We start from the raw sequence: 15,099 nt of genomic DNA, 5'->3' as shown, positions 1-15,099 counted from the left end.
CAAGCGACTGGGTTTAAACCAAACCTAGTTCCGCCGGCTTGACCCCGGCAAAGACGCGCTGGAGGCTCGCGGTATTCAGACCATACATGCGCTGAAACAGGCCCGCGAACAGCGCGCGATAGTCGGTCAGGACCGGGTAATCGCGATTCTGGAACAGGGTTGCCTGCTCGACCTTAACCTGTTCGCCATGGATGAGGCCGCCATTGATGCCGCCGCCCATGATCCAATAGACGCTGCCGTGGCCATGATCGGTGCCATGGTCACCGTTCTCCCGAAATGTGCGCCCGAATTCGGAGATCACGACGACCACCGTATCGCGCCACGCCTCGGGCCCGATCTCCTCTGAGAAACCGGCCAGCGCGCGGCCGAGCTCGCCGAGGCGGTCGGCAAGGTACCCGTTCGCCGCCCCCTGGTTGACGTGGGTGTCCCAGCCGCCGACATCGACAAATCCGAGGTTGAACTGCTCGCGCATCAAGCGCCCGATCCGGCGCGCCGAAAGCTCGAAGCCGCGCGGCGATACGGCGCCGCGATTGGCCGCGTTCATCTCCTGCGAGATGGAACGATAGACATCGTCACGAACGCGAAAGCCTTCGGAGACCGAGGCGCCAAGGCTGCTCTGCGCATACATCTGCTTGATCAGGTCGACCTGGCGATCATCGACGCTCGGCTTGCCTACATAAGTGATTCCGGAGTTGGGGATCTGGCTCTTGCCGCGGAAGATCAGTGGCAGTTGCTCGGTGAACGAGATCGGCCGCACGCGCGTGAGCTCGGCGGCAAGCCGGCTCATGAAGCCTGAACGATAGTCGCGCGTGCCCTGCGCCGACTGTCCCAGCTCGATCGTGTCCTGTGTTTCGAAATGACTGCGCGTCAGGTCGTCGCTGGTGCCGGCGAAGGGGACGAACGCAATCTCCCGTTTGCCCCAAAGCGGAAAGATGGTCTCTCGCAATGCCGGGTGGAGGCCCCAATCTGTGGTCAGCGACAGCGCCGAGTTCGGGTTGCTGACGTCAGGGCGCGCGATGCCGAGCGTCGGGCGCGAAGCGTGATAGAATTCACTGGAAACGGGGATGACCACATTGGCGGCATCGTAAGCGCCGCGCAAGAACACCACGAGCAGGCGCGCGTTTGTTGCGGGCGCCGCCCATACGCGGCCTGCTACGGTGAGGGGAACGAGTGCAGTGAAAGCCTTGATCAGTTCACGACGGTCCATGGGCCGGCCCTCGCCTCTACTCACTGCATGAATTCCGGTGACGACAAAAACAGCGTATTCCAGTCCTGCGGCGAGACCGCCTTGTCCAGCGCGGCCAGCGTCGCGGGCCCCAGGGTCTGCCGCAGTCCATTGAAGTAGAGCGCATTCTGAATGAGCGGAAATGCCGGCTGATCGACTGCATTCGGCACCTCGGGCTTGAACAGGCCGGCGGAGCCTGAGCCGATCTGCCGCGCGATCTCGAACCGCACCATCATCTGCCCGGGCCCATTCCAGGACGCCGATGTCATGGCATAACCGTCTGGCGTCTCGTGGTTGAACAGACCCTCCCCCAGCCGATTGAGCCAGCCCTGGATGGGCGAGGTGTTCAGGATGACCTTATCGTCATAGGCCAGGCGAACTGCCGACAGCACATAGTGGATCGGGTCCTTGAATCTGGCGCCGGGCTTCAACGAGACCGCAAATTCTGGCGCCTCGATCATGGTGCTGAGCACAGTGGCAATATCCCCGTCGCTGGCTCTGAAAGCTTGCGCCATCTTCTGAACCAGCGAATCGGGCGGATTGTCCGAGACGAAATAGGTTGCGATCTGCCTCGACAGATGCACCGCGGTCGCCGGATGATGGACGAGAATGTCGAGCGCTTCGTCGACCTCGGCGAGCCCTCGTCCCTTGATCAAATGACCCAGCAGCGTCTTGTCGCCATAATCGTGCCGCGCCGGATTGAATTCGAAGGCTCCTTCGCGCACCAATTGCGACTGCAGCTCCGGTTTGAGCTTGGGATCTTCGGGCTTCGCGTCGATGCCGAGACCTGTCAAAATTCGCGCCAGCGCTTCGACGTCTGCTTGCGTATAGCCCGGGCCTACGCCCATTGTGTGCAGTTCCATGACCTCGCGCGCATAGTTCTCGTTCAGATGACCGACGGCATTATCGGCATTGTCGAGATAACGCAGCATCGCCGGATGGCGCAGCGTCGCAGACAACAGATTGCGGAACCTGCCGAGCGCATGGGGCCTGATGGCGTTGTCGACATAATCGCCGACGAGGATACGGATGTTGCCCTTGTATTGATGCACGTTGAAATGGTTGAACCAGAACCAGGTCATGCGTTCGCGCAACTGGTCCGGCGCATAAAGTGCGCGCAGGATGGTGCGCGCCGCGGCCTGCTTGGCGCGATCGCTCATGGCCTGTTGGAAAACCTGCTGCGCCGCGTTCTTCTGATCGGGATCGATGACCTGGTTGGCGCTCTTGGCTTGCTGGTCGAATGCGACCATCACATCGAACGGAAACTTGTGGACATCCGGCATGGCCTCGATCTGCGCCTTCGCGGCGGCGGGCAACGCCACGTTCGCAGTCGGATGCAACTGCTCCTGTAGCCAGCGCTCCGTGCCGATCGCGTCCAAATGCGCAGCGCTCGAAACGTTGACGCCCCAGGTCAGCCGATCGAGCAGCGCCAGATCGTGCGCGTTGAGGCCGCCGGCATTGGCGGGCACAGTGCCAAACACCGATACAATGCCGGCCAGACTTGTCCACCGGCGCCGTCGTCCGCGACAGGCTTTCGAAGCAGCTTTGATACTCATGGAGCGGCCAATCGGCGATTACGGCTGCGTTGCGACAATCGCTACCTAAGTTCGACGAGTTTGGCGGGACAGGCCTGAACAACTTCTGAACGAAAAATCTACAAATGATGGCGAGCCCGGGTTACCCGTTCATTGACGGCGTGGTATCGGGACCGCTGCGGCGGGACTCCCGATCCCAAGCTCGGTGGTCTGGTTTGCAGGCGCGAGTATCGATTACGGACGCAAGCCTCGGCATAATGAAAAAAACTCCAAAGGAAACGCCATGACTAAGACTTCCAAAATCACAAATATCGAGCTTCTGGCCTGCGATGCAGGCTGGCGGAACTACCATTTCGTCAAGCTCACAACTGAGGATGGCGTGGTCGGCTGGAGCGAATATGATGAGGGTTTTGGCTCCCCCGGCGTGAGCGCGGCGGTCCAGCGGCTCTCAGGGCGAGTGGTGGGCCAGAATGCCTTTCAGCATGAGCGGATTTACTCCGAACTGTTTGCGGCGACGCGTCCCGCCGCGGGCGGCGTGGTCGCCCAGGCGCTCGGCGCGCTCGAAAACGCAATGCTCGACGCCAAGGCAAAGCTGTTAGGCGTGCCCTGCTACGAATTGCTCGGCGGCAAGATCCGCGATCGCATTCGTGTCTACTGGTCACACTGCGCGACCTGGCGGATCAATCATCCGGCCTGGTACAAGCCCGCGATCGAAACTCTCGACGGCGTCAAGGCGATCGGGCGCGAGGTCCGCGAGAACAAGTTCACCGCGCTGAAGACCAACATCTTCACCTACGACGGCGGCAAGCCCACCGGCTGGCGTCCCGGTTTCGGCACGCCATTTCAGCCCGCAATCAATGTCGAGCGCAACGTGCTGCGGGATTTGCGCACGCATCTGGAAGCCATCCGCGACGGCGCCGGGCCTGATGTCGATATCCTGCTCGACCTCAATTTCAACGCCAAGACCGAAGGCTACTTAAAAATCCTGCGCGAGATCGCCGATCTCGACATGTTCTGGATCGAAATCGATAGTTTCAGCCCCGAGGCGCTCGCATACATCCGGCGACAAAGCCCACACCCGATCTCATCCTGCGAGACGCTGTTGGGCCTGCGCGAATTCCTGCCCTATTTCCGCGAACAGGCGATGGATGTCGCGATCATCGACACGCCATGGAACGGCGTGTGGCAATCGATGAAGATTGCCGCCAGCGCCGAGGCGCATGAGGTCAATGTCGCTCCGCATAATTTCTACGGCCATCTCTGCTCCATGATGAACGCGCATTTCTGCGCGGCGGTGCCGAACCTTCGCATCATGGAAATCGACATCGATCGATTAACTTGGGATGACGAGCTTTTCACGCACGTTCCCGAGATCCTCGATGGTCACCTTGTCATCCCGAACCGGCCCGGCTGGGGCACCGAGCCGAACGAAGAGGCGCTGCGCGCGCATCCGCCGAAGATCGGCGGCGGGTTATTGAATTATGGCCGGAAGGCATAGCCGCTCATTGGCGGCGGCTGGGCCGATGGGATGGCGACGAGGCGTTCTGGTCCGCTCTTGACGCTTGCGTGGTGCTCCATCGCATCACCGCGTTGCGTCGTCCGACCTGTATCCGAAGTCGCAAATGCTATGGCACAAACCGCAAGCAGCAGCACGCAATAGAAGGCGACCACACCGCGGCGCCATTTTCGATATGTCGCCCGCTCCTCGCTGGTCGCCTCGCCAATTTTCTTCACGTTGAATACACTGGAACAGTGACCGGCGTCATCACCTTCACGAAGCATGGCTGTCCATCCTCTTCTTCGAGAGAAAGGCTGCTTTCGAGGTCTCACCACTTGCGGCGATCGGCCCCGCAACCGTATTCGGTTCGGCTTTGTTCGGCTCGTTCGAGAACGACGCGTCTTATGGAAATGCGACCATGGGGGCGAAATCGACCGGCATCGCTCCGGACGAGCCTGCGACGAGATAAATTGCAGTCAAAACAGAATGGCTGCGGCCGAATAGCCGAGCAAAATCGGCAGATCGTGGCTGCGAGCGTCACGTTAGGCACTATTCAATCGGACGTGCCGAGCAAGCTCCATCTCAAATCTCCATCGAAATGATCTTGGCGTCGGCCCGCATACACCAATACACCGGATGTCTCACCCTCCGACAGAATACTCCTTGGTCCCACGGACGAGGTGTGAAATTCGTCACATCCGGCAAGAAAAAATGAGAGCGGGCCGCTTCCTGCTGCTCAAGGATTCGGCAAAGGGGAGCACGGCTTCCTAAGCAGGTCGGCGTTAAAGACCTGCGCGAGATGCTCTGGCGGAACTTAAAATTTCAGACGAGTGGCGCTCATCATTTGCAATTGCTCATGCAGTCGGGTTTTTTCACGTCAGGCCTGGGATCCGCAACGAAATGGTCGTGGTTCGGCATTTTGATCGCGGCCAACGTTTTGGCGTCGAGCGTCGCATCGGCCGGGAGCAGACCGTTGAGATTGAGGATATAGGCGGAAACCGCATAGACCTCGTCATTGCTCAGCGATTGCGGCGCGTTCTGGGGCATGGCGCGGCGGATATAGTCGAACAGGGTCGGCGCGTAGGGCCAATAGCTGCCGACCGTGCGGACCGGATTGGACGTGCCGAGCGTCCCCTGCCCGCCAACCAACTTGTCGCCGACACCGCCCTGGCCCTTGTCGCCGTGGCAAGCCGCGCATTGCTGCTCGAACACCTCGCGTCCATGGCTCACGCTGCCACTGCCCGGCGGCAGCCCGCTGCCATCGCGCGCTCCGATGTCGATGCTCCAACCGGCAATTTCCGCGGGCGTCGCCGTGCGGCCGATCCCGTAGTGATCCTGCGCCTCCGCGCGCGCCACGCACGCAAGCATGAGCGCCAGGAGCGACGCGACACGAAACCTAAGCGTTGGCAGCATTGGTCACCTCGCCATCCGCAGCGACATGCCAGGGCCAGATCGCGTTGTTATGGTAGAAAGAGTTGTCGCCCCGGACAGCAAGCAGCTCGGCCAATGTCGGCTGCACATAACCCGTTTCGTCGATGGCGCGGCTCTGAATCACGGCAGGCGAGCCGTCCCAGCGCCAGGGCAGGCGAAAGCGCGTGAGCGCCCGCGTCAGGATCGGTTTCTGCAGTTGGGCTTGCTGCCAGTTCTCACCGCCATCGACGGAGACATCGACCTGCCTGATCTTGCCATGTCCGCTCCACGCGATGCCGGTGATCTCGTGGAAGCCCTTGGCCGCAAGCCGCTGGCCGCCGGACGGACGCGTGATGATGGATTTCGCCTCCATGTAGAAGGTGAATTCACGCGCCGAGCCGTCCGGCATCAGGTCGGTATATTTCGACGTCTCCTCGCGCGAATAGGCCGGCTCCGTCGTGACGTGCAGGCGCCGCAACCACTTCACATTCATATTGCCTTCGAAACCGGGCAGCAGCAGCCGCAGTGGATAGCCTTGCTGCGGGCGCAACCGCTCGCCATTCTGACTGTAGACCAGCATGGCATCGTCGAGGCATTTTTCGATCGGAATGCTGCGCGTCAGCGCGGCCGCATCGGCGCCTTCCGCAACGACCCATTTTGCGCCCGGCTGCAATCCCGCTTCCTGCAGCACGAGCTTTAAGCTGACGCCGGTCCATTCCGCGCAGCTCAACAAGCCGACAAGGTCGGACGCGGTCTTGCCATAGGGCTTCTTGTACACGGGATTGCCGGAGCATTCGAGGAAATGGATGCGCGACTGCGACGGGAAGCGCCTGATGTCCTCCATAGTGAAAACCACGGGACGATCGACGAGGCCGTGCAGCATCAAGCGATGCTGCGCGGGATCGATAGTGGGAACGCCGCCGTGGTGGCGCTCGTAGAACAGCCCATTCGGGGTGATGATGCCTTCAAGATCCTGCAGCGGCGTGCGGCCCGAAGCCGACAGATATTGCGGCAGGTTTTTCGAGATGTTCTTCACCACGTTCTTTTCGAACGGCGATGGCGTCCCATAGGGCTGGCTTCCCATGGGATCGCCAGGCACCTTCATCCATTCCGGCACATTGGGCGGTAGATTGTCGCCTTCGGCAGCCAATGCATCACCGCTGCCGAGAAGCCCGCCTGCGAGCGCCGCCCCTCCGATCGCAGCGCCCCCACGCAGAAAACGGCGGCGCGATGTCTGGGCGAGATCGTTGTCGGCATCGGTCGGTTCGCTCATGCGGCGCTCTCCATGCGAAATGGCTGGATCAAACATATGAAATCGGCAATTGGCAAATCACGCATAAACTTCTCAAAACAGCATGATTTTGAGGAAGTCCATTTCAATAGCGATCGAGTTGTGGAAGTTCCCTCCGCCACCGCCACCCTTAACGGCAACGCCACCACCGCAGATGCGAGCAGAACGCCGATTCCGAGGAGGCGCGAGCGTCCGGAACGCAAGCCCATCCATCGATTTGACGGCCAGCCGAGGCAATTCCATGCTTTCCGCGATGGCCCGGCGGACCGGAACGGAAACTGCCGCGTTTCCTTCCACATCGTCAGGCGATTCCAAGGAGGCGCAGATGGCGCAAACCGAAGTTCTGATCGTCGGTGCCGGCCCCACAGGCCTGGTGCTAGCCCTGTGGCTCGCCAAGCTCGGCGTCAAGCTCCGCATCATCGACAAGACTGCCGAACCGGGGACGACCTCCCGCGCGCTCGCGGTCCAGGCGCGCACGCTCGAACTATATCAGCAACTCGACCTCGCCGATGCGGTGATTGCGCGCGGCCACAAGGTGCCCGCGGTCAATTTGTGGGTGAGGGGCGAAGCGGCAACTCGGCTGCCGTTCGAGAATGTCGGCGCGGGGCTCACGCCCTACCCGTTCCTGCACATCTTTCCGCAGGACCAGCACGAGCGGCTGCTGATCGAACGACTGGAGGCCTTCGGCGTCACAGTCGAGCGGCGCACCGAATTGCTGCGTTTCACCGACGATGGCAGGGGCGTCGCCGCCCGATTGCGCGGGAGCGACGGCCAAGAGCAGGACTGCGAGGCGAGCTATATCGCCGGATGCGATGGCGCGCGCTCCCTGGTGCGCGAGAGTCTGGGCACCGGCTTCCCGGGCGGCACCTATCGGCAAGTCTTCTATGTCGCCGATGTCGAAGCCTCAGGTCCCGCAGTGAACGGCGAATTACATGTCGATCTGGACGAGGCTGATTTTCTCGCAGTCTTTCCGCTAGCTGGACAGGGCCGTGCGCGGCTGATCGGCACCGTGCGCGACGAACGCGCCGAGCGCGCCGAGAGCCTCAAATTCGAAGACGTCAGCGACCGCGCGATCAAGCATCTCAAGGTGCATGTAGACAAGGTCAACTGGTTCTCGACCTACCATGTGCATCACCGGGTCACGGAGCATTTCAGAAAGGGACGCGCCTTCCTGGTCGGCGATGCCGCGCACATCCACAGCCCGGCCGGCGGCCAAGGCATGAATACCGGCATCGGTGATGCCATCAATCTGGCCTGGAAGCTGGCGGCCGTGATTGCGGGCCGCGCACCGGAGGCGCTGCTCGACAGCTATGAGCTGGAACGCATCGGCTTTGCGCGGCGGCTGGTTGCGACCACCGATCGCGTGTTCAGCTTTGCCACCGCTGAGGGCCGCGTCGCGGACATCTTGCGTACGCGCATCGCCCCCGTGGTGTTTCCGCTCGCGGTCAATTTTGAAGTCGTGCGCGAATTTCTGTTCCGCACCGTATCCCAAGTCATGCTGAACTACCGAGAGGGACCGTTGAGCCGCGGCGTCGCCGGTCACGTGCATGGCGGCGATCGCTTGCCTTGGGTGGCGTACGATGGCCTCGACAACTTCAAGCCACTTGCACGGATGGAGTGGCAGGTTCACGTCTATGGCTCGGTCGGCAACCAGCTCTCCGCTTGGTGCGGTACGCAAGGCCTGCCACTTCACGTATTCAACTGGCGGGAGGAATATCAGGCGGCCGGCCTTGCCCGCGACGGCTTGTATCTCGTCAGGCCCGACAGCTACGTGGCGCTGGCTGATCCGCAGGCGAGCGCGGCCGTGCTCGACCGCTACTTTGTCGATCAGCGCATCCAACCCGGATCGTTGTCGAACCGGGCGGCGTGATCGCCTAACTATCCGGCGCGATCGCGTTGCTGGGTGTCGGCCGATCGGTGATCTGCTGGCCGAACAGGCTGCCGATCAGTTCGACCGCCGTACGTGCGGTGCGGCCACGCTCGTCGAGGAACGGATTGAGCTCAACGATATCGACCGATCGGACCAGTCCGCAATCGTGCAGCATTTCCATGATCAGGTGTGCCTCACGGTAGGTCGCCCCTCCGGGCACCGTGGTGCCGACGCCGGGTGCGACGGCCGGATCGAGAAAATCGACATCGAAGCTGACATGCAGCACGCCATTCGCAGCATGCACCTTCTCGATGACGCGGCGGATGAGCACCCCGACCCCAAATTCGTCGATCTGGCGCATATCGGCGATGGAGACGCGGCGATCGCGCAGCAAATCCCTTTCCAGCTTGTCGATCGAGCGCGTACCGAACAGCTCCAGGCGATCCGGATCGATCGAGGCGCGCACCTCGTCGCCAAGGAGCCCGTTGAGGCCCTCTTCGCCACACAGGAAAGCAGCCGCCATTCCGTGCATGTTGGCCGTGATCGTCGTGGCAGGCGTGTTGTAATCCGCATGGGCATCCAGCCAGAGCACGAACATGGGCCGACCCGCGTCCTGCCAGTAACGCGACATCGCGTTGGCCGAGCCCATCGACAGCGAATGATCGCCGCCGAGAAAGATGGGGATTGCCCCCGTTTGGGCGACCTCGTAGCCGCGCACGCTGAGCAGTCGCGTCCAGCGCTGAATGTCGCGGTAGTGCCTGGCCTTTTCCGGGGGCGGGTCGGCCAAATCGGCCATGCCGGAGACGGACAGATCACCGTAATCGGTTACATCGAATCCGAGGGCCTCCAGGAGGGTCGACAAGCCGGCCGTGCGGAGCGCAGCCGGGCCCATCAATGTGCCGCGTTGCGAGGCGCCCATGTCGATAGGCGCCCCTAACAACGCGATGCGTTGCGTCGGTTCCGATTTGGTCGCGTCGGTCACGGATCATCCTTTGCAATCGGTCGGCGGGATATTGGTAGTGGCCCACGGTAACAGAGATTCCATTGGTCTGTTCGCCCTCCCGTCATTGCGGGAACAAATCTGGACGATCCGCATTTTCTACAGGGAGGCCGCCGACCCGCCGTTCACCACGGCGCCCATCGCGGATAGCCAAAGGTCGTTGGACCCGCTGTTCAAAGTAAGCGCTCGCGCGGATAGCCAAAAGTTGGCTGCCTCTCGACTACAATTGCGAGGATGCAAGCAAGTGGATATCGAGACGTCGCATCCAGCGCAACAACCCGGTATGGCCGAATGCGCCATGGATGCCGCTACCGACGTGTCCCGCTCGATCGGTGAGGCCACCACCGGGTTGAAAGCTGCGCTCGAGCGGCTGCGCATGGCGCTTTCGGAGGCGCAATCGGGGCGAGTGCTTCCGGCGCTTCGCCTGGCCACCCGCAAGGCTCCGTTGACCAGCCTGTTCGCCGCGTTTCTGCTTGGCGCCATGCTAGCGCGCCGGCATTGAATGCCCTGCAATTCGGTGCTGAGGAAGACCTCAAAATAGCTTGGGCCGCGCGGGTTGATCGAGGCTCACGACAAGCTGCATCGCGGCGGCGTCAGGCGCGAGACAAGACCAATCGACAAGAAATGCAAAAGCCGGAACGGCGCCAAATGGCTCTTGTCGATCGGGTAGATCATCTTCGCGACTTGCTCGGGGATGAAACCATTCCAGCGACTTGAACTGCTCGCTCAGGGGTCCCTTCCCTGGCGGGCGCGGTTCCGTCAGTCCTTCCAAACCTCTCAACGGTTGCGTAAATTTAATATTCGACATCCTTGCCGATCGCGGCTCCACATGCGTTCCCTCACTATCTCTTGAATCGAATGTGATCGGGGTGGAAACGATGAAGAGGGCGATTGCCATTCTGGCTTGCCTTTGCCTGCTCGCCGGCGGCGAGTATGTGGCTGTCAGCAAGTGGGCGATCAAGCATGAGACGTTGAACCTGTTCGATCCGACGCGGCAGCGACCCGTTTCGGTCGACCTCGCGGTGCGCCGTGATTACGAGATGAAGGCGGACAACGGCTTGTGGAAGCTGCCGGTCGCGGTCATCAGCAACGGCAACACCGTCAAGAACACCGAGTACTCCTTCCTGGCCAACGTCTTTGCAGCCCGAGGCTATCTGGTCGCCAGCATCCAGCAAGACCTCCCGAGCGATCCGCCGCTGATGACCAAGGTCGGCCTGCCCTATGTCGGCCGCCGCGGAGTTTACCTGCGCTGCGAGGCCAACATCCTGTTCGTGCTTGGCGAACTGCAGAAGCTGCAGCCGAACGCCGACTATGGCCACCTGACATTGGTGGGGCACTCCAATGGCGGTGACGTCTCAATGTACGTGGCCAAGCAGCATCCCGAGCTGGTCTCCAAGGTGATCACGCTCGACAATTTGCGAGTGCCTTTTGTGCTCAGCAACAGGCTGAAGATCCTTTCGTTCCGCTCCAAGGACCCGCACTTCAAGACCGACCCGGGCGTGCTGCCGACGCGGGCGCAAGCCGAGGCCGACAAGATCGACATCATCAACACCGGTGCGCTGCACACGGACTTGAGCGATCGCGGGCCAGATTCGGTGAAGGGAAAAATCCAGGCTTCGCTCGACAAGTTTCTCAGCGAAACTGCGTCCAGCGAGTTGACCGCCACCAACGTCGCCGAGCCGATGATCGCCAATCCCGGCGACTATTGAGCTGACGCGCCTTCATTCACTTGAGACAGATCAAGGCGAGTGGACTGGCTCTGCGCGAGGGTGCGCAAAGTCCGGTCTTTCGATGCAAGCAGGCGGGGATCGGCGTCCAGGCGTCGCCTGCCCGACACGGCAAGATGCCAGGCGACAAGGAGACATACATGGCGCTCGCCGTCGAGAACCTGCCGGTTGATCCAATATTGACTTATCGATTGGTCATGCGTCGGATCTGGCGCCGCTCCCTGAAGCTGCTGAAATCGATCGCGGCCATGGTCGATCTCACGCATTTTCCGGGTTCATGCTGCGGATGATCCAGCAGCCGGCCCGGTCGCGGTCGGCGTTCCACGGTCACTCCTTCGCCACGCCAGTCGAAGATCTCGTGCGCCCCAGCCGTTTGGCGTGCTGATGCGGATCAATCGGTTCGGCCAACGAAGTCTTAGGGTCTGCGCAGCGAGGGGGAGCAGCGGCCTATGATTTTCCTTTGCCTGCGGACATGACCTTGCCCGTGATCTCGCGCATGTGCTCGCCCGCATTGGTGAACTGGGTCCGCAAGAATTCCGACTGAATGCGCATAGCCTCCTGAAGGTCGGTCGCGTAGACGAGCTTTCTTGCGTGGTCGAACGCGGATTTCATGTTCTGTTCGGTGAAGGACAGGGCCTGCTTGGAAACCTCGGTGCCCGCGCCGGGAATCGAGGATATCGATTTGCTCGCCGCGTCGAAAAACAGCTCGAAGGCTCTTTCCGCCTGGTCGATCGTCTTCTCGGCCAATTCACGCAATTCGGCAGGTACTTCCAATTTTGATTCAGCCATGGTCGCCTCCTCCAATCTTCGAGTAATCCGTATCACGTTGGCCCAGGAATTCATCTCCACATCGAGCCCACACCTGGGCGGTCAGCTCGAGCTAGCGGTCATCATCGGGGTGAACCCAGGGGTAAGGGGCGATCTTCTGTTCTTTCGTCAGCCTGATCATGTGGACCCGCGGGGCATAATGGGCCGTCCGGCAGGATCGGCACTTGAGCGCGGCTTCCAATTTCCAGATCGGTGTATCCGGCGGGCGGCGGATGGTGTCCAGCGGCAGACTGGCGCGGGTTTCGCAGCGATGGCACATGACCTCCAGCCAGCCGTAGCCGGCGTTAAGGCATTGCCCGATGGTCGGAGAAGGCTGCGCCGGTCCGCCAAACCCTTCCATCTGCGCCGACCAGAGCTGGCATTCGGCGGCATCCGCCTCGCGCGCCGCCTCCGTGGCTCGCTCACGCGCACGTTGCAAGCCGATCCGCGCGCCCCGGATACGATTGCCAAAGATGCGAAGTCGGCTACGGCCACCCATGCCCCATTTCATCGACCCTTACAGCTTCGCGCAATACCCAAGTTATAGCGGTTCAGGCCGGCGCTTGCCCCCAAACCTTCGCTGATCATCGGAATAGGGGCAGGAAACGATGTCCGCGGCGGGCTGGAGGTTGCAAGGCCTGCACTACACGCCTCACCGGCACGCGCCCGGCTATTGCGAATGATCCGCGCGAGGCTTTGCCGCTGCACTTTTTGGGGGCCTACCAGATCCCGGGCAGCAGGCGGCAACGAACTCTGTCCCGATATTCTGAATAGCCGGGCAGATTTCGGGCCAGAAATCGCTCCTCGTCGATGAGCCGCCACACCAGCGCCGGCACAATCGCAACGACGACGAGAACGCCCCACCACGAACCGAGCGCGATCGGTATGCCGAGCAGCATGAGCAAGGCCGTCGCATACATCGGATGCCGAACCCACGCGTATGGACCCGTCGATATCACCCGCTGGTCGGCGGCAAGTTCGATTCTTGCAGAGGTAAAGCTGTTTTCCCTGAATACGACGAAAATGCCGAGCCAGCCGAGCAGAACGAGCAAGTCGCCGGCAACGACCGCGGCAGGCGGCACGTGGGACCACCCCAAACGATGATCGAGCCCTGGCAAAACGATCAGAGCAATGAATCCGAGCGAGGCAAGAGACATGATGACCCTCTGTGCCGGCTCCTCTTCCGCAAAGGGCCCTCCACGCATCCGCCGCGCCAAGAGCGCCGGATCCTTCCTCACCAGATAGAACGTGATCGCGATTGACGCCGCGAAATAGCAGGCCAGGAAGGCCCATCCCTGCCAGTAACGCGGCGTGCCCGCAGCGCCGAAGAGCAGGAAGGCCAATACCACGAAGAGGATCGCAAGGCCGGCGGACGCTCTCTTGTGCAGTGAAGCCATACCACCACAATAACATGTGAAGGGCGGCTGCTGCTCCTAGTAGATCTGTGCCGGCATCACTGCTGCTTTTCCCAGAATGACAACAGCCCCTGCGAAGCGGAACCGCCAATCACGCAGGGAATGCCGACCGCCACTGCACCCAAGGCCGCCGCCGACACACAGCCGAGCGCCACCGCGCCGACGCCGACCTGGCCCCAGAAATTGACGTTGCGCCGCGCGTCCGATCCCTTGGTCTTGAGCTCTTCCACGGCTGCGAGCGCGTCCTTGCGCACGGCGGCGAGTTGCACGGTATCGGCCGCTTCGATGACTTCGGCGAGCGGCTCCTTGATCGGCGCCGGCTGGTTGGGCAATTCGCTGCGCAGAAAATCGCGCAGATCTGCGTCGCGAACCGCATAGCTTGCCAATGTATACCGCGCCATGCTGCCGACCGTCAGCTTGTCGACGGTGTCGCGGCTCTTGGACCAGGGCAGCATCTGCATGATGCGCAGGATCGGCTGATGCGAGCCGGTCGCAAAGTAGTAGCCCCACAGCGTGTCCAGCAAATCCTGGTTGCCGGCATAGCTGAGCGTCATGTCTATCTTCTTTTCTTCCTTCTTGAAGGGATTTTTCGTGAAGACGGCGCGCAGCTTGTCGAGCGCGCCGGGCTTCTTCTCTTCGAGCGGTATCTCGGACAGCGTGGGCAACTTGGCCGAAAGATAAGCGTCGACCATCACGCGCCGCCCCGGCATTTTCGGCTCGACCTTGCGCAAGAGATTGCGCCAGTCCGGCAATCCCGAATAAGCGATGGCGCGGACGATCACCCATTCGTCCTCGGGCGGCACAGGGAAGAAGCTGTTGACGAGCTGTTCGGCTTTGGCCGGATTCGATCCGATCGCGCCTGCGATGAAGCCAAGATAGATGCCGGCGTTCTCCGGCTCCCTGAAGGTCTGCGAATGGAACAGCACGCGTACCGCCGCCGGCACATGGGCGTAATCCGGCTTGGCGCGATAGTTGTAGATCCATTGCTGGACCACGCCGAGCGAAGCGCGCGGATCGATGTTCGGCGCGACGGCGGCAGAGACCGACTGGCTCAGGGTTAACAGGATGGCTGCGAGGGCTACGATACGCATGTGACGCTCCACGACGCATTCGCGGCCGTGAAAAGAGGGTCGAAAACCGCGAACCCGCCTGTGGTTTGGCTAAGGGGCATTTGGAGCAGCTATGCGAATGTTTTGGGGAGCGGACGGTCCGGCGTTGCGTCGAAATTGTGGCGGCGGCTACATTGCCCGCAACTCTCCCCGCCTCCGACATTCTTTCGCCCGGTGCGCGCAATTCGATCCGGCTCGTCAGTTATGGGACA

At 61.5% G+C, this 15,099-nt stretch carries 16 protein-coding genes; 5 read left to right on the top strand and 11 right to left on the bottom strand.

The genetic code is table 11. From position 1 onward, the window contains the following. Positions 1-13: 13 nt before the first annotated feature. Entirely contained in the window at positions 14-1,207 is a 1,194-nt protein-coding gene (locus P6U23_RS08640) for a DUF1501 domain-containing protein (protein WP_407179122.1), read from the bottom strand. Positions 1,208-1,227: 20 nt separating this feature from the next. Then, on the bottom strand, positions 1,228-2,781 hold the full coding sequence (locus P6U23_RS08635; RefSeq protein ID WP_407179121.1) for a DUF1800 domain-containing protein: 1,554 nt from the start codon (positions 2,779-2,781) through the stop codon (positions 1,228-1,230). 262 nt (positions 2,782-3,043) lie between these two features. Between P6U23_RS08635 and P6U23_RS08630 the strand changes: the two genes are divergently transcribed. Continuing rightward, a complete protein-coding gene (locus P6U23_RS08630) occupies positions 3,044-4,258 on the top strand; it encodes a mandelate racemase/muconate lactonizing enzyme family protein (RefSeq protein WP_407179120.1) in 1,215 nt (404 codons plus the stop codon). Between the two features lie 840 nt (positions 4,259-5,098). Here the strand turns inward: P6U23_RS08630 and P6U23_RS08625 are convergent. From P6U23_RS08625 to P6U23_RS08615, 3 genes are all read right to left on the bottom strand, one after another. Beyond that, on the bottom strand, positions 5,099-5,626 hold the full coding sequence (locus P6U23_RS08625) for a c-type cytochrome (RefSeq protein WP_407181386.1): 528 nt from the start codon (positions 5,624-5,626) through the stop codon (positions 5,099-5,101). 28 nt (positions 5,627-5,654) lie between these two features. After that, the gene (soxC, locus tag P6U23_RS08620; RefSeq protein ID WP_407179119.1) at positions 5,655-6,941 is read right to left on the bottom strand and encodes a sulfite dehydrogenase; all 1,287 of its coding nucleotides are present in this window, start codon (positions 6,939-6,941) and stop codon (positions 5,655-5,657) included. 72 nt (positions 6,942-7,013) lie between these two features. Further along, entirely contained in the window at positions 7,014-7,274 is a 261-nt protein-coding gene (locus tag P6U23_RS08615) for a hypothetical protein (protein ID WP_407179118.1), read from the bottom strand. 10 nt (positions 7,275-7,284) lie between these two features. Here P6U23_RS08615 and P6U23_RS08610 point away from each other — a divergent pair, with 10 nt between their 5' ends. Further along, on the top strand, positions 7,285-8,829 hold the full coding sequence (locus tag P6U23_RS08610; RefSeq protein WP_407179117.1) for an FAD-dependent monooxygenase: 1,545 nt from the start codon (positions 7,285-7,287) through the stop codon (positions 8,827-8,829). Between the two features lie 4 nt (positions 8,830-8,833). Here P6U23_RS08610 and rocF read toward each other — a convergent pair whose 3' ends face one another. Continuing rightward, positions 8,834-9,748: an arginase gene (gene rocF, locus P6U23_RS08605; protein WP_407179116.1), complete on the bottom strand. Its 915-nt coding sequence runs from the start codon at positions 9,746-9,748 to the stop codon at positions 8,834-8,836. On the opposite strand from rocF, the gene P6U23_RS08600 reads away from it, so the two are divergent. Then, positions 9,747-10,331, top strand: a complete 585-nt coding sequence (locus P6U23_RS08600; RefSeq protein ID WP_407179115.1) for a hypothetical protein — start codon at positions 9,747-9,749, stop codon at positions 10,329-10,331. The genes rocF and P6U23_RS08600 overlap by 2 nt on opposite strands. Before the next feature lie 65 nt (positions 10,332-10,396). On the opposite strand, the gene P6U23_RS08595 is transcribed toward P6U23_RS08600, so the two are convergent. Beyond that, positions 10,397-10,504: a hypothetical protein gene (locus P6U23_RS08595; RefSeq protein ID WP_407179114.1), complete on the bottom strand. Its 108-nt coding sequence runs from the start codon at positions 10,502-10,504 to the stop codon at positions 10,397-10,399. A gap of 203 nt (positions 10,505-10,707) precedes the next feature. Here P6U23_RS08595 and P6U23_RS08590 point away from each other — a divergent pair, with 203 nt between their 5' ends. Both P6U23_RS08590 and P6U23_RS08585 read left to right on the top strand, forming a co-directional pair. Next, a complete protein-coding gene (locus tag P6U23_RS08590; protein WP_407179113.1) occupies positions 10,708-11,538 on the top strand; it encodes an alpha/beta hydrolase in 831 nt (276 codons plus the stop codon). Positions 11,539-11,696: 158 nt separating this feature from the next. Then, positions 11,697-11,846: a hypothetical protein gene (locus P6U23_RS08585; RefSeq protein WP_407179112.1), complete on the top strand. Its 150-nt coding sequence runs from the start codon at positions 11,697-11,699 to the stop codon at positions 11,844-11,846. Positions 11,847-12,003: 157 nt separating this feature from the next. Here the strand turns inward: P6U23_RS08585 and P6U23_RS08580 are convergent, their stop codons facing one another. From P6U23_RS08580 to P6U23_RS08565, 4 genes are all read right to left on the bottom strand, one after another. After that, positions 12,004-12,345, bottom strand: a complete 342-nt coding sequence (locus P6U23_RS08580; RefSeq protein ID WP_407181385.1) for a phasin — start codon at positions 12,343-12,345, stop codon at positions 12,004-12,006. Between the two features lie 91 nt (positions 12,346-12,436). Next, positions 12,437-12,862, bottom strand: coding sequence for a hypothetical protein (locus P6U23_RS08575; protein ID WP_407179111.1), 426 nt, complete (start codon positions 12,860-12,862; stop codon positions 12,437-12,439). Positions 12,863-13,082: 220 nt separating this feature from the next. Continuing rightward, a complete protein-coding gene (locus P6U23_RS08570; protein ID WP_407179110.1) occupies positions 13,083-13,760 on the bottom strand; it encodes a methyltransferase family protein in 678 nt (225 codons plus the stop codon). Between the two features lie 56 nt (positions 13,761-13,816). Further along, the gene (locus tag P6U23_RS08565) at positions 13,817-14,869 is read right to left on the bottom strand and encodes a hypothetical protein (RefSeq protein WP_407179109.1); all 1,053 of its coding nucleotides are present in this window, start codon (positions 14,867-14,869) and stop codon (positions 13,817-13,819) included. Positions 14,870-15,099 lie beyond the last annotated feature (230 nt).

Source organism: Bradyrhizobium sp. STM 3562 (genome assembly GCF_045571435.1).
Lineage (GTDB): Bacteria > Pseudomonadota > Alphaproteobacteria > Rhizobiales > Xanthobacteraceae > Bradyrhizobium.
Note: the sequence above shows the minus strand (reverse complement) of the source record. Positions and strands in the feature narration are given on the sequence as shown.